The following is a 13,454-nucleotide window of genomic DNA, read 5'->3' as shown; positions in this document are numbered from 1 at the left end:
CGAGGCGACCCCGACGTCGCCTTCGGCAGGGGCGGTTTCAGCCTAGCACCGTGTCAGCATCCTCAGCCCCGCTGAGCTGGTGCGTCGACGCCCGGAACAGCCCAGTAGGCTTCGCACATGCCACGCTCCCAGACGTCCTCCGCAGCGTTCGATGTGTCCGGCCAGACATCCGATGGCCCGCTCTCGGGCGCCTCTGTCAGAAAAAGCCCCTTCGTGCCGGTGATCCCTGCGGGGGGCTCCGGCACGCGGCTGTGGCCGCTGTCTCGTCGGGATCGCCCCAAGTTCCTCCTGGATCTCACGGACTCGGGTCGCAGCCTGCTGCAGCAGACCGTCGATCGCGTCCTCCCGCTCGCGGACCGGCCGCCGCTGGTGATCACCGGCCGCGCCCATGCGGCCGAGGTCGAGACGCAGGTCGGCTCGGATGCGCGCGTGCTCGCGGAGCCGAGCCCCCGCAACTCCATGCCCGCGATCGCGCTGGCCGCCGCCGTCGCCGAGCGCGAGGACGCGGACGCGGTGATCGGCTCCTTCGCCGCGGACCACCTGGTCGAGGACGCCGCCGCCTTCGCGGGAGCCGTCGAGAAGGCCCGGGCCGCGGCCGAGCGCGGCTACCTCGTCACCCTGGGCATCACCCCGACCGGCCCGGCGACCGGCTTCGGGTACATCGAGCGCGCGGCGGACGGCGCCGCCGGGGCCGACCTCGCCGGCAGCGGCGCCGGCGCGGTGGTCCGTTTCGTGGAGAAGCCCGACCGGGAGCGGGCCGAGCAGTTCCTGGCCACCGGGCGCTTCTCCTGGAACGCCGGCATGTTCGTGGCCCGCGCGGCGATGCTGCTCGACGCCCTCGCCGAGCAGATCCCCGCGCTCGCCGCGGGCGCGCGCGAGCTCGCGGCGGGCATGGGGACCGAGGAGGAGCCCGCGCTGATGGCACGGATCTGGCCCACCCTGACGAGCATCGCGATCGACCACGCCCTCGCGGAGCCCCTCGCCGCCCAGGGCCGGGTCGCGGTCGTCCCCGCGGACTTCGACTGGGACGACGTGGGCGACTTCGCGGCGCTCGCCCGTCAGCTGCGGGCGGGCGAGGCCGGGCCCGATGTCGTCGTGCTCGGCGATGCCGCGGTCCTCGCGGAGGACTCCCGGGCCACCGTCTACAGCGGATCCGCGCGCCCCGTCGCGCTCCTGGGCGTCCAGGGCGTCAGCGTGGTGGAGACGGAGGACGTCCTGCTCGTCCTCGCCGATGAGCGGGCCCAGGACCTCGGGGCGCTGGTGCGTGGACTGCCCGCGGCCGGCCTCGGCCATCTGGGCTAGTCTGCCGGGGCGGGAACGGACGGACGGCGCAGGAGGCGGACCCAGGTGAGCCAGGTGGAGCAGATCGGCACGGCGGTGCTCACGGACGTGCTCGGCGGGGACGGGATCATCGCCCGTGCGCTCGAGGAGCGGCGGGAGGAGCTGCGGGCGATCCGCCGGCATCTGCACCGTCACCCCGAGCTCAGCCACGAGGAGTTCGAGACGACGGACTATGTCGTCGCCCAGCTGGAGTCGATGGGCCTGGCCCCCGTCCGCATGCCGCGCACCGGCGCGATCTGCGACATCCCCGGCTCGGATCCGAGCCTCGGCGCGGTCGCCCTGCGCGCGGACATGGACGCCCTCGGCATCCCCGAGCTCAGCACCGCCTCCTACCGCTCGCAGGTCGAGGGCGTCTCCCATGCCTGCGGCCACGACGTGCACATGAGCGCCGTCCTCGGCGCTGCCATGGCGCTGGTCCGCGTCGCCGAGGCCGGACAGCTGCGCCGCACCGTCCGCCTGGTCTTCCAGCCCTCGGAGGAGAAGCATCCCTGCGGTGCGCTCGAGCTGCTGGGAGAGGGCGTCCTCGAGGGCGTCGAGTCGATCTTCGCGCTGCACTGCGACCCGGGCGTCGACGTCGGGCACGTGGGTCTCAAGGCAGGCCCGATCACCTCGGCGACCGACCCGGTGCGGGTGCAGCTGCGCGGCGCCGGAGGACACACCTCGCGCCCCCACCTGACCCAGGACCTCGTGTACGCGCTGGGCTGCGTCATCACACAGCTCCCCGCCGCGCTCACCCGCCGGATGGACCCGCGCAGCGGCGTGAACCTCACCTGGGGCTCCGTCCACGCCGGCAGCGCCTTCAACGCGATCCCGTCCTCGGGCTCGCTCGAGGGGACGCTGCGCTGCCTGGACCACGATGCCTGGGACCTCGCCGAGGAGCTCCTCGAGGAGCTCGCCGCGGACCTGGTGCGCCCCTACGGCGTCGAGGCGCTGGTCGAGCACGACCGCGGGGTCCCCCCGGTGGAGAACGACCGGTTCAGCGTGCAGGTCCTGCAGGCGGCGGCGAGCAGCGTGCTCGGTCCCGCGAACGTGGACCCGACCGCGCAGTCGCTCGGCGGGGAGGACTTCGCCTGGTACCTGGAGAAGGTCCCCGGGGCCCTCGCACGGCTCGGCACCCGCACGCCCGGCGGACGCACCTTCGACCTCCACATGGGCGATCTGATGATCGACGAGCGGGCGATCGGGATCGGCGCCGGGGTCCTCGCCGCGACCTGCGTGCAGCGGGACCTCCCGCTGCTGTGAGCGGGGGAGCCGGGCCCGAGCCCGCCCCAGCGACGATTGCATAACGGTTCGACCCGGCCGCCCCGAAGCACTCCGCGGACGTGCCCGCGCGGGCTATTGTTCCGGTGCATCCTCGGCGGCGCGCATCCCATCCCTCCCACTCCTGAGGACCGGGATCATCGGCGCCTGCCTCACACCCTGGAGGTCCCGTGAAGAACTTCGCCCGCATCGCCGCCGTCGCCGGCATCGGTGTCCTCGCCCTCTCGTCCTGCGGATCGGCACCGGAGCCGGTCGCCGAGGGCGGCAGCGACGGAGGCGGCGACCAGGCCGCCTCCGATTTCAAGGCCTGCATGGTCTCGGACTCGGGCGGCTTCGACGACAAGTCGTTCAACGAGTCCGGCTACACCGGGCTGCAGAACGCGAAGGAGGAGCTGGGCATCGCGACCGCGACCGCGGAGTCGACGGATCCGGCGCAGTTCACCACCAACATCGACAACCTCATCGCCCAGGACTGCAACCTGATCTTCACGGTCGGCTTCCTGCTGGCGCCCGCGACCGGCTCGCAGGCCGCGGCCAACGAGGACGTCGAGTTCGCGATCATCGACTCGACCGCGCAGGACGAGAACGGCGAGGCGATCGAGCTCCCGAACGTCAAGCCCCTGTCCTTCGACACGGCGCAGGCCGCCTATCTCGCCGGCTATCTCGCGGCGGGCACCTCGAAGACCGGCAAGGTCGCCACCTACGGCGGCATCCAGATCCCGACCGTCACCATCTTCATGGACGGCTTCGCCGACGGCGTCGCGAAGTACAACGAGGTCCACGGCACCGACGTCCAGCTGCTGGGCTGGGACAAGGCCAGCCAGAAGGGCTCTTTCTCCGGGGACTTCGAGGACCAGTCCAAGGGCAAGGCCCTGTCCGACACCTTCTACTCGCAGGGCGCCGACATCGTCATGCCGGTCGCCGGCCCCGTCGGCTCCGGGACCCTGGCCTCCGCCAAGGAGGGCGAGGGCCGGTACGTGATCTGGGTCGACACCGACGGCTACGAGTCGATCACCGACGAGTCCGCGAAGCCGCTGATCCTCACCTCCGTCCAGAAGGGCATCACCACCTCCGTCGAGGACGTGACCCGCGACGCCGAGGGCGGGAGCTTCGAGAACGAGCCCTACATCGGCACCCTCGAGAACGGCGGAGTGGGCCTCGCCCCCTACCACGACCTCGACGCCATGGTCAGCGACGAGCTCAAGGGCGAGGTCGAGCAGCTGCAGAAGGACATCGTCGACGGCACGATCGTCGTGGAGTCCGCGGCCTCCCCGCAGAACCTCTCCTGAGCCATCGGGCCCGACCGGCCCGCACGGCAGATCGACGGCCCCCGGACACCCACCGGGGGCCGTCGGGTCCCGCCCGGCGAGATACCATCGCGCCGCAGGCACACCCGTCCCGCGAGGAAGAGAGCACGCGTGAAGCTCGAGCTCCAGGGCATCACCAAGGTCTTCGGGACCTTCGTGGCCAACGATTCGATCGACCTGGTCGTCCAGCCGGGGGAGATCCACAGCCTGCTGGGCGAGAACGGCGCCGGCAAGTCCACGCTGATGAACGTCCTCTACGGCCTGTACCGCCCCGACGGCGGGCAGATCCTGCTGGACGATCGTCCCGTGCACTTCTCGGGCCCGGGCGACGCGATGCGCGCCGGCATCGGGATGGTCCACCAGCACTTCATGCTCGTCCCTCCGTTCACCGTCGCGGAGAACGTCGTGCTGGGCCACGAGCCCACCTCCGGCGGCCTCCTCGACCTCGCCAGCGCGCGGCGCACCGTCCGCGAGATCTCCGCGCGCTTCGGCTTCGAGCTCGACCCCGACGCCGTCGTCGAGGACCTGCCGGTCGGCGCGCAGCAGCGCGTCGAGATCATCAAGGCGCTGTCCCGCCGCGCCGAGATCCTCGTCCTGGACGAGCCGACGGCCGTGCTGACCCCGCACGAGACCGACGAGCTCATGGAGATCATGCGGCAGCTGCGCGACGACGGCACCTCGATCGTCTTCATCACCCATAAGCTGCGCGAGGTCAAGGCCGTCGCGGACCGCATCACCGTGATCCGTCGAGGGAAGGTCGTCGCCGTCGCGGACCCCTCCGCCGACCAGACCGAGCTCGCCTCGCTCATGGTCGGCCGCGCCGTCGAGCTGAGCCTCGCCAAGGAGCCCGGGACGCCCGGGGACGTCGCCCTCGAGATCCGCGGGCTCGGCGCCGTCGACGCGGACGGGCTGCCCACCCTCGACGGGATCGACCTCGACGTCCGCCGCGGGGAGATCCTCGGGATCGCCGGCGTCCAGGGCAACGGCCAGACGGAGCTGACCGAGGCCCTGCTGGGCCTCGAGAGGACCGCGCACGGCTCGATCCGGCTGCACGGCACGGAGCTCGTGGGACGCAGCACGGCCCAGATCATCGACCGGGGCGTCGGCTTCGTCCCCGAGGACCGGACCCACGATGCGCTCGTGCCCGACTTCACCGTCGCCGAGAACCTCGTCCTGGACCAGCACGACCGAGCCCCCTACGGCTCCCTCCTGTCGCTGCGCCCCGCGGCCATCCGTGCACGCGCCGCCGCCGACGTCGCCGAGTACGACGTGCGCACCGGATCGATCGACGACCACGTCTCGACGCTCTCGGGCGGCAACCAGCAGAAGGTCGTCATGGCCCGGGCGCTGGGCCGGGACCTCTCGCTGCTCATCGCGAGCCAGCCCACCCGGGGCGTCGACGTCGGCTCGATCGAGTTCCTCCATCGGCGGATCATCGCCGAGCGGGACAAGGGCACACCGGTGATCATCGTGTCGACCGAGCTCGACGAGGTCATCCAGCTCTCCGACCGGATCGCCGTCATGTACCGCGGCAGCATCCTCGGGATCGTCCCGGCCGACGAGGACCGCGACGTGCTGGGCCTGATGATGGCCGGCTACACGGTCGAGGCCGCGCGCGAGGCGGTGGCCGCCGGAGCCCGCACCGAGGACTCCCAGCTCGTGGACGAAGGAGAGATCGCATGAGCGCGAAGCCCGCCCCGGAGCAGGGCCTCGCCCAGCGCATCGCCCGCGGGGACCTGCTGGTCGTCGTGATGGCCTTCGTCTTCGCCTTCCTCATCGGCTCGGCGCTGATCCTGGTCTCCAACGTCGAGGTCCGCACCGCGGCCGGGTACTTCTTCGCCCGGCCCCAGGACACCGTCCGCGCCGCCTGGACCGCGATCACCGAGGCGTACGCCGCGATGTTCCGCGGCGCCGTCTTCGACAGCAACGGCTTCAGCAAGGTCGCGGACGAGCTCCGCGAGCGCGGAGGGTCCGGCACCTACGTCCTGGTCCCCGCCCTCGCCCGCGGCATCAAGCCGCTGCTGGAGACCCTCACCGTCGCCACCCCGCTGATCATCGCCTCCGTCGGCATGGCGGTGTCCTTCCGCTCGGGCCTGTTCAACATCGGCGGCACCGGCCAGCTCATCATCGGCGCCACCGCCGCCGGGTACGTCGGCTTCTCCGTCGATCTGCCGCCCGTCCTCCACCTGCTCGCCTGCCTGCTCGCCGCGATCATCGCGGGCGGCCTCTACGGCGGGATCGCGGGCTGGCTCAAGGCCCGCTTCGGGGCCAGCGAGGTCATCAGCACCATCATGCTGAACTGGATCGCGACCTACGGCCTCGCCTTCGCCCTGACGACCGCCGCCTTCACCGGCGCGAACCAGGCGCAGCCCACCTCGCCCGCCGTCGGCGCGGACGCCCGCCTGCCCCTCATCGCCGGGGACGACCATCGCCTCCACGCCGGCCTGCTCGTCGCGATCGCCTCCGTCGTCTTCCTGTGGTGGCTCATGAACCGCTCCACGCTCGGCTTCCGCTTCCGTGCCGTGGGGTCCAACCCGCGGGCGGCGGAGGTCGCCGGCATCGACGTGGGCCGCAGCGCCATCGGCATCATGCTCGTCGCCGGCGCTCTCGTGGGCCTCGCCGGCGGCGTGCACGTCCTCGGCACCGAGCAGCGGCTGACCGGCTCGATCGCAGGGACCATCGGCTTCGACGCGATCACCGTCGCGCTGCTGGGACGCTCGGGGCCCGTCGGCATCCTGCTGGCCGGCGTCCTGTTCGCGGGCCTGTCCACCGGCGGGCGCTTCATGGAGTCCTCGCAGGGCACCCCCATCGACCTGGTGCAGGTGATTCAGGCGCTCGTGGTGCTGTTCATCGCCGCCCCGCCCCTGGTGCGGTACCTCATCGGCCTCGGCTCCGTCGACCGTCCCGGACGGCCGCGGCGCGGGAGGAAGACCTCGCAGGAGACCCCGGCGCAGACCGCGACCACGACGGGAGAGAGCGCATGAGCACCGCGACCCTCGACAGCCGCCCGGAGGCGCCCTCGGCTCCGCAGCGCCGACCCGGCTGGTGGCATCTGCCCGCCTCCCTCGCCGTGCTGAGCCTCCTCGCGCTGCTGGTCTTCGGGGTCGGCGCGCCCCGCGGGAGCCGCACCGCCTTCCGGATCGCGGAGGACGGCGATCTCAACCCCGGCGGGATCCTCCCGCACGACGTGATCCTGCCCACCGGCCCGACGGCGATCGTCTGCGCCATGCTCGCGCTGCTGATCGCCGCCGTCCTCGGGGCGACCGCCGCGACGGCGCGCCCCCTGCCCGGCCGGCTGCGCCCGGGCCTCACGATCGCCTTCGCGCTGCTGTGGGTGACCGCCTTCCTCGCCTGGGCCTTCCACGGCTCGACCGTCGCCCTCGGCGCGATGCTGCAGACCATGATGGTGCTGGCCGTCCCCCTCGCCTTCGGCGCCCTGTCCGGCGTCCTGTCCGAGCGCGCAGGCGTCATCAACATCGCCATCGAGGGGCAGCTCCTGTTCGGGGCGTTCGGGGCGGTGCTGCTGGGCTCCATGACCGGCAGCGCGTGGATCGGCCTGCTCGCCGCGCCGGTCATGGCGCTCGTGATCGGGGCGGCGCTCGCCCTGTTCGCCGTCGGCTACCAGGTCCAGCAGATCATCGTCGGCGTGGTGCTGAACGTCTTCGCGATCGGCCTCACGAGCTTCTTCTTCGGCACCGTGATGAAGCAGAACCCCGGGACGTTCAACGCACCGCTGCGCCTGCCCACGATCCGCATCCCCGTGCTCGCGGACCTCCCGATCATCGGCCGGGTGCTGTTCGAGCAGACGGTCCTGGTCTACCTCATGTGGATCATCGTCGTCCTCCTCACGATCGCGCTGTTCCGCACCCGCTGGGGCCTGCGCGTGCGGGCCGTGGGCGAGCACCCCCGCGCCGCGGACACGGTCGGCATCGACGTCAACCGCACCCGCTGGTCCAACGTCCTGCTGGGCTCGGCCGTCGCGGGCCTCGGCGGGGCGACCCTCACCATCGGCACCGGCGTCGCCTTCGGCGAGGAGATGAGCGCAGGCAAGGGGTACATCGCCCTCGCCGCGATGATCCTGGGCCGATACCATCCGGTGGGCGCGCTCGCCGCGGCGCTCCTGTTCGCCTTCGCCGACGCCCTCCAGCTGCGGCTGGGAACCCTGCCCGCGGGGACGGGCGCCGGCATCCCCAGCCAGTTCCTGCTCATGCTCCCGTACATCGTGACCCTCTTCGCGGTCGCCGGCGTCGTGGGACGCGTGCGCGTCCCCGCCGCCGACGGCATCCCCTACGTCAAGCAGTGAGGACTCCGTGACCTCGAACGAGACTCCCTCCGATCCCGTGCCCGGCGGCCCGGCACCGACCGCCCCCGAGCCCTTCCCCGCTCTGCTCGCCGCCGCCCGCGCCGTGGCCGAGCGTGCCTACGCCCCCTACTCCGGATACCGGGTGGGGGCGGCCGCGCTCGCCGACGACGGCCGCACCGTGGCCGGCTGCAACGTCGAGAACGCCGGCTACGGCGTGACGCTGTGCGCGGAATGCGGGCTGATCAGCGACCTCGTCGCCGGCGGCGGCGGGAGGATCACCCATGTCGTGTGCGTCAACGGCCCCGGCGAGGTCATCATGCCCTGCGGCCGATGCCGTCAGCTGCTGGCCGAGCACGCCGCCCCCGGATTCACCATCCTCACCCCCGCGGGGACGCGGGACCTCGAGGGCCTGCTGCCGCAGTCCTTCGCCGCCGCCGACATCGACGCAGGACGGGACCGATGAGCACCACGACCCCCACCTCCACCGCGGGCGACGAGATCGTCGAGCCCTTCGACGCCATCGACGTGATCCGTGCCAAGCGTGACGGCGGGAAGCTCGAGCCCGCCCAGATCGACTGGGTCGTGGACGCCTACACCCGCGGCGTGGTCGCCGAGGAGCAGATGTCCGCCCTGGCCATGGCGATCTTCCTCCACGGCATGGAGCGCGAGGAGATCTCCCGCTGGACCGCGGCGATGATCGCCTCGGGCGAGCGGATGAGCTTCGACGCGCTCAGCCGCCCCACCGCCGACAAGCACTCCACCGGCGGTGTGGGCGACAAGATCACCCTGCCGCTGGCCCCGCTGGTGGCGGCGTTCGGCGTCGCCGTCCCGCAGCTGTCGGGCCGCGGCCTCGGACACACCGGCGGCACCCTCGACAAGCTCGAGGCGATCCCCGGCTGGCGCGCGGCGCTGAGCAACGACGAGATGATGGCGCAGCTCGAGGGCGTCGGCGCCGTCATCTGCGCGGCCGGCAGCGGCCTCGCCCCGGCCGACCGGAAGCTGTACGCCCTGCGGGATGTCACCGGCACGGTGGAGTCCATCCCCCTGATCGCCAGCTCGATCATGAGCAAGAAGATCGCCGAGGGCACGGCCAGCCTGGTCCTGGACGTGAAGACCGGGGCCGGCGCCTTCATGCGCGAGGAGGCCGATGCGCGCGAGCTCGCCCGCACCATGGTCGACCTCGGCACCGATGCCGGCGTGCGCACCGTCGCGCTGCTCACGGACATGTCCGCGCCGCTGGGGCGCACGGTCGGCAACGCCCTGGAGGTCCGCGAGAGCCTCGAGGTGCTCGCCGGCGGCGGACCCGCCGACGTGGTCGAGCTGACCCTCGCCCTGGCCCGCGAGATGCTGGCGAGCGCGGGCCGGCCCGATGCCGACGTCGAGGCCGCGCTCGCCGACGGCCGCGCCATGGACGTCTGGCGCGCGATGATCGCCGCCCAGGGCGGCGACCCGCAGGCACCGCTGCCGGTCGCCGCGCACACGCAGGAGCTGCGGGCCCGGCAGGACGGGACCGTGCGCGGGCTGGATGCGATGGGCATCGGCGTCGCCGCCTGGCGGCTCGGCGCGGGACGCTCGCGTCCGGGGGAGTCCGTGCAGGCCGCGGCCGGGGTGGAGATCCGGCGGCACATCGGCGAGCCGGTGCGTTCCGGGGACGTCCTCGCCGTGCTGCACACCGACACCCCCGGGCGCTTCGGACGCGCGCTGGAGGCGCTTGAGGACGCCTGGGACATCGCTCCGGAAGGGACGGGGACCGCGTCGCGGAGCATCGTCCTGGATCGGATCAGCTGATCCGCAGGGCCTGCCCGACCGGCAGGGTCAGGCCGACGGCTCCGACAGCAGGGACCGAAGGTGCGGCAGGATGTGCCGTGTCATGAGCGGGGCGAGGCGCCGGCCGGCGGCGTCCGCGTCGAGCGGGCACCAGAACAGGTCCTCGAGCTCGGCCTGCACCGCGACGTCCCGGGGCAGGACATCGGGCGGGGCGAGGAAGACGCTCGCCTCCACGCGCGTGCCCGGCTCATTGGCCGCGACCTCGTCGAAGCGTCCCAGCAGCTCCAGATCCTCCGGGTCCAGGGCGACATCGAGCTCCTCGAGGACCTCGCGCACGGCCGCCTCCGCGGCGTCCTCCCCGGGCTCGAGCTTCCCGCCGACCTGCATGTAGGAACCGGTCCCTCGTTTGCGCACGGAGAGCAGCTCCGGACCGCTGGGGCCCTCGCGCAGGAAGCAGACCGCGGCGATGCGCAGCACCGTCTCGGCACCTCCGGCCGCGGCATGGTGCTGCTCCGCCTCGGCGAGGTCCGCGAGGGAGCGCAGCGCACGGACCCCCTCGTGCAGGCCCACCGGTCGCATGCCCGCAGCGGTCCAGGCGGCGATGTCCCCGGCCTGGTCCCCGGCCAGTCCCCAGCCGCGGCGCAGCAGCGTGAGCGGCGGCTTCCGGGAATCGCGCAGATCGCGGGCGAGGCGGAGGCCGAACACGAGCGGGGTCGGACGGTCGAGCACGAGCGCATCGGCGAGCAGTCCGAGGGCCGCGAGGGGCGGGAGGAGCCGGGCGGCGAAGATGCCCTCCGCGACGATCAACCGCTCCTCGCCCAGCGCGAGCCGCGTCGAGCCGGTGCGCCGGGAACGGGGGATCGAGTACTCGGGGAGGTCCGCGGCGCCGTCGTGGGCGAGGGCCGTGAGCGCGGCGAGTGCCTCGCCCTCGTTCCAGGAGGCGGGATCGTCCCAGTCGACGATCCCGAAGCGCCGGGGCAGACCCGGATCGTCCTCGTCCCGGTAGAAGTCGTCGAGGGCGACGAGGGGGAGCCCGCTGCGCCGCGCCATCATGCCCTTGCCGCTCCCGGAGGGCCCGGCGACCAGGACGATGCGACGCGGAGGGCGGGGGCGGGGCGCGGGGTCGATCATGGGTGACGATTCTAGACGTCCTGCCCGGCTCCCCTCACCGGGAACGTCGAGCAGCGGACGCCGACGCCGGTCCGGCTGGCTCCTCCTCGCGGACGCCGCCGCGCCGTCCGGTCGGGAGCGGGCCGGGTTCCGCTGCGCCGGTGCGGAGCGGACGGCGATGCGATGGGACCGCGATAGGACCGCGATAGGACGAGGAGGAGCGGGCGACGGGGAGAGACGCGGAGAGGGGACGCGCTGTCGGAGAGCATGTCGATCATGGACATGACGTCCCTGCTCTCTGCGAGCATCTCCCCGTTCTGCGGCCGGGGATGGTCGCGAGGATCGTCGTGGACCGCGCGAGCCCCGCGCTGATCAGGCAGGAGGCGGCGGCCGGGTCCCTGCCGACGATCCAGGGGACCCGGGCGTCCACCGTCATCCCGGAGGTCCCGCCGCGCCGCTCAAGGTCACGGAAACCTATCAGAGAGAGGAGGCGGCGCGGCTGCGGGGCCCGCGGGCCCGGGCCGCGTGCGAGGATGCGGGACATGACCACCCCGGACCGCTCCCCGCTCGCCCCGATGATCGACCACACCCTCCTCAAGCCCGAGGCGACCCGCGCCGACGTCGAGGCCCTCGCCCGCGAGGCGGAGGAGCTGGGCACCTGGTCGATCTGCGTCTCCCCGTCGATGCTGCCGGTGGAGACCACCGTGACGGTCGCGACCGTCTGCGGCTTCCCCTCCGGCAAGCACACCAGCGCGATCAAGGCCGCGGAGGCCGCGGGCGCCGTCGCCGCGGGCGCCGAGGAGGTCGACATGGTCATCGATGTGGGCCGCGCCCGCGACGGGGACTACGAGGCGGTGCGCGCGGACATCGCCGCGGTCCGTGCGGCCGCCCCCGCCCCCGTGGTGCTCAAGGTCATCATCGAGTCCGCCGCCCTGTCCGATGAGCAGATCGTGGGCGCCTGCCGGGCCGCGGAGGCCGCGGGCGCGGACTTCGTGAAGACGTCGACGGGCTTCCACCCGGCAGGCGGCGCGAGCGCCCATGCGGTCGCCCTCATGCGCGCGACGGTCGGGGACCGTCTCGGAGTGAAGGCCTCCGGCGGGATCCGCACCCGGGAGGCGGCAGAGGCGATGGTCGCCGCGGGCGCATCCCGGCTGGGCCTGTCCAGCTCCCGGGCCATCCTCGACGCCGCGCCGTCCGCGGGCCCGGGCCAGGACGGGTACTGAGCCATGGAGGCGATCCGCCGTCGCACCGGGCACGGGCTCCTCGCGCTGCTCCTCGTGCTCGGAGCGCTGCTGGGCATGTCGGCAGCTCCGGCGGGTGCCTGCGCCTGCGGGGCGATGGCCGATCCCGAGGGGGACCGCAGCGACGCGTCCGTGCAGGAGGAGACGGCGGTGCTGTCCTTGCGGGACGGCACCGAGACGATCATCCTCAGCCTCGAGCTCGACGCGGAGGCCCGAGGGGCGACCCTGATCATGCCGACGCCCTCCGTGCCGACGGTCGCCGAGGGCGATCCCTCCACCCTGCGGGAGCTCGCCGTCGCGACCGCTCCGCGCCAGGAGCAGGAGCTGGACTGGTGGGGGACGCCGTTCTGGCTCGCGGGCTCCGCCGACGGAGGCGGCGCCCCGGGCGCCGCGGCCCCGACGGGCGCGGCGCGGATCCACAGCCAGCAGCGGCTGGGAGCCTTCGAGGTCGTCGTCCTCGACGGCACCGCGGAGGCGGTCTCCGGATGGCTCGCGCAGAACGGCTACGTGCTCGAGGAGAGCGTCCTGGCCCTGCTGCCGGCGTACGCGGAGGACGGCTGGACCTTCACCGCGGTGCGCTACGCCGAGGACGTCGACGTCTCCGCGGACGTCTCGCCGCTGCGCTTCGACTTCCCTGCGACCGAGCTGGTCTACCCGATGCGCCTGTCGCAAGCCGCCTCGCAGGAGCAGCAGGTCCACCTGTTCGTCCTGGGGGAGGAGCCGGTGCGCCGCAGCGACGGGTCCGCCGCGCAGCAGAGCGTCGAGCGGCCGTGGATCGCGAACCCCGCGCACCTGGACTGGACCTGGTCCGATGACACGCTGCGCGAGCTCACCGCGGATGCCGAGGGCAGGCCGGGCGGCGCGATGGTCACCGAGTTCCGGATCAGCGGGGAGCCGAGCAGCTTCACGAGCGACATGACCTTCGCGACCGACTCGGAGGACCCCTGGGTCGTGCCGACGCGGACGGTCACCGTGCCGGTCGAGGTCGCGGGCATCCCCGCGGGATGGCTGCTCGTGGTCGCCGGGGGGCTGCTGGTCGTGCTGACCCTGTACGGCGTCGGGGCCACGGCCGCGGCCGTCCGCGCCCGGCGTCGCTGAGGCGGGGCGCCGGACGCGGCGCTGGGC

11 protein-coding genes are annotated in these 13,454 nt (G+C 73.2%); 10 read left to right on the top strand and 1 reads right to left on the bottom strand.

The genetic code is table 11. The features are described 5' to 3' along the window. Positions 1–219 precede the first annotated feature (219 nt). The 8 genes from ACFFF6_RS13970 (at position 220) to ACFFF6_RS13935 (ending at position 9,999) form a co-directional block, all read left to right on the top strand. Positions 220–1,302: a mannose-1-phosphate guanylyltransferase gene (locus ACFFF6_RS13970; protein ID WP_376981749.1), complete on the top strand. Its 1,083-nt coding sequence runs from the start codon at positions 220–222 to the stop codon at positions 1,300–1,302. A gap of 45 nt (positions 1,303–1,347) precedes the next feature. Then, positions 1,348–2,583, top strand: coding sequence for an amidohydrolase (locus tag ACFFF6_RS13965; protein WP_376981747.1), 1,236 nt, complete (start codon positions 1,348–1,350; stop codon positions 2,581–2,583). Positions 2,584–2,771: 188 nt separating this feature from the next. Then, positions 2,772–3,890: a BMP family lipoprotein gene (locus ACFFF6_RS13960; protein ID WP_376981745.1), complete on the top strand. Its 1,119-nt coding sequence runs from the start codon at positions 2,772–2,774 to the stop codon at positions 3,888–3,890. Positions 3,891–4,019: 129 nt separating this feature from the next. Further along, on the top strand, positions 4,020–5,591 hold the full coding sequence (locus ACFFF6_RS13955; protein WP_376981744.1) for an ABC transporter ATP-binding protein: 1,572 nt from the start codon (positions 4,020–4,022) through the stop codon (positions 5,589–5,591). Then, on the top strand, positions 5,588–6,892 hold the full coding sequence (locus tag ACFFF6_RS13950) for an ABC transporter permease (protein WP_376981742.1): 1,305 nt from the start codon (positions 5,588–5,590) through the stop codon (positions 6,890–6,892). The genes ACFFF6_RS13955 and ACFFF6_RS13950 overlap by 4 nt, the downstream gene beginning before the upstream one ends. After that, complete coding sequence (locus tag ACFFF6_RS13945; protein ID WP_376981740.1) at positions 6,889–8,211, top strand: ABC transporter permease; 1,323 nt, start codon at positions 6,889–6,891, stop codon at positions 8,209–8,211. Before ACFFF6_RS13950 ends, ACFFF6_RS13945 begins: the two co-directional genes overlap by 4 nt. A 7-nt stretch (positions 8,212–8,218) precedes the next feature. Next, the gene (locus ACFFF6_RS13940) at positions 8,219–8,674 is read left to right on the top strand and encodes a cytidine deaminase (protein ID WP_376981738.1); all 456 of its coding nucleotides are present in this window, start codon (positions 8,219–8,221) and stop codon (positions 8,672–8,674) included. Then, positions 8,671–9,999, top strand: a complete 1,329-nt coding sequence (locus ACFFF6_RS13935) for a thymidine phosphorylase (protein WP_376981735.1) — start codon at positions 8,671–8,673, stop codon at positions 9,997–9,999. The genes ACFFF6_RS13940 and ACFFF6_RS13935 overlap by 4 nt, the downstream gene beginning before the upstream one ends. Before the next feature lie 27 nt (positions 10,000–10,026). Here ACFFF6_RS13935 and ACFFF6_RS13930 read toward each other — a convergent pair whose 3' ends face one another. Then, a complete protein-coding gene (locus tag ACFFF6_RS13930) occupies positions 10,027–11,109 on the bottom strand; it encodes an NUDIX domain-containing protein (RefSeq protein ID WP_376981733.1) in 1,083 nt (360 codons plus the stop codon). 521 nt (positions 11,110–11,630) lie between these two features. On the opposite strand from ACFFF6_RS13930, the gene deoC reads away from it, so the two are divergent. Continuing rightward, the gene (gene deoC / locus ACFFF6_RS13925) at positions 11,631–12,311 is read left to right on the top strand and encodes a deoxyribose-phosphate aldolase (protein ID WP_376981731.1); all 681 of its coding nucleotides are present in this window, start codon (positions 11,631–11,633) and stop codon (positions 12,309–12,311) included. A gap of 3 nt (positions 12,312–12,314) precedes the next feature. Continuing rightward, positions 12,315–13,427 carry a DUF2330 domain-containing protein gene (locus ACFFF6_RS13920; RefSeq protein ID WP_376981729.1) on the top strand — a complete coding sequence of 371 codons (1,113 nt, stop codon included), beginning with the start codon at positions 12,315–12,317 and terminating at the stop codon, positions 13,425–13,427. Positions 13,428–13,454 lie beyond the last annotated feature (27 nt).

Source organism: Brachybacterium hainanense (assembly GCF_042434575.1).
GTDB classification, from domain to species: Bacteria; Actinomycetota; Actinomycetes; order Actinomycetales; family Dermabacteraceae; genus Brachybacterium; species Brachybacterium hainanense.
The sequence above is the reverse complement of the archived record's forward strand: the minus strand, read 5'-3'. Positions and strand labels throughout refer to the sequence as shown.

Excerpts from the sequence above, each read along its gene's own strand:
- ACFFF6_RS13950 (WP_376981742.1), top strand. The coding sequence starts at position 5,588 with ATGAGCGCGAAGCCCGCCCCGGAGCAGGGCCTCGCCCAGCGCATCGCC.
- ACFFF6_RS13945 (WP_376981740.1), top strand. The coding sequence starts at position 6,889 with ATGAGCACCGCGACCCTCGACAGCCGCCCGGAGGCGCCCTCGGCTCCG.
- ACFFF6_RS13935 (WP_376981735.1), top strand. The coding sequence starts at position 8,671 with ATGAGCACCACGACCCCCACCTCCACCGCGGGCGACGAGATCGTCGAG.
- ACFFF6_RS13930 (WP_376981733.1), bottom strand. The coding sequence starts at position 11,109 with ATGATCGACCCCGCGCCCCGCCCCCGCCCTCCGCGTCGCATCGTCCTG.
- deoC (WP_376981731.1), top strand. The coding sequence starts at position 11,631 with ATGACCACCCCGGACCGCTCCCCGCTCGCCCCGATGATCGACCACACC.
- ACFFF6_RS13920 (WP_376981729.1), top strand. The coding sequence starts at position 12,315 with ATGGAGGCGATCCGCCGTCGCACCGGGCACGGGCTCCTCGCGCTGCTC.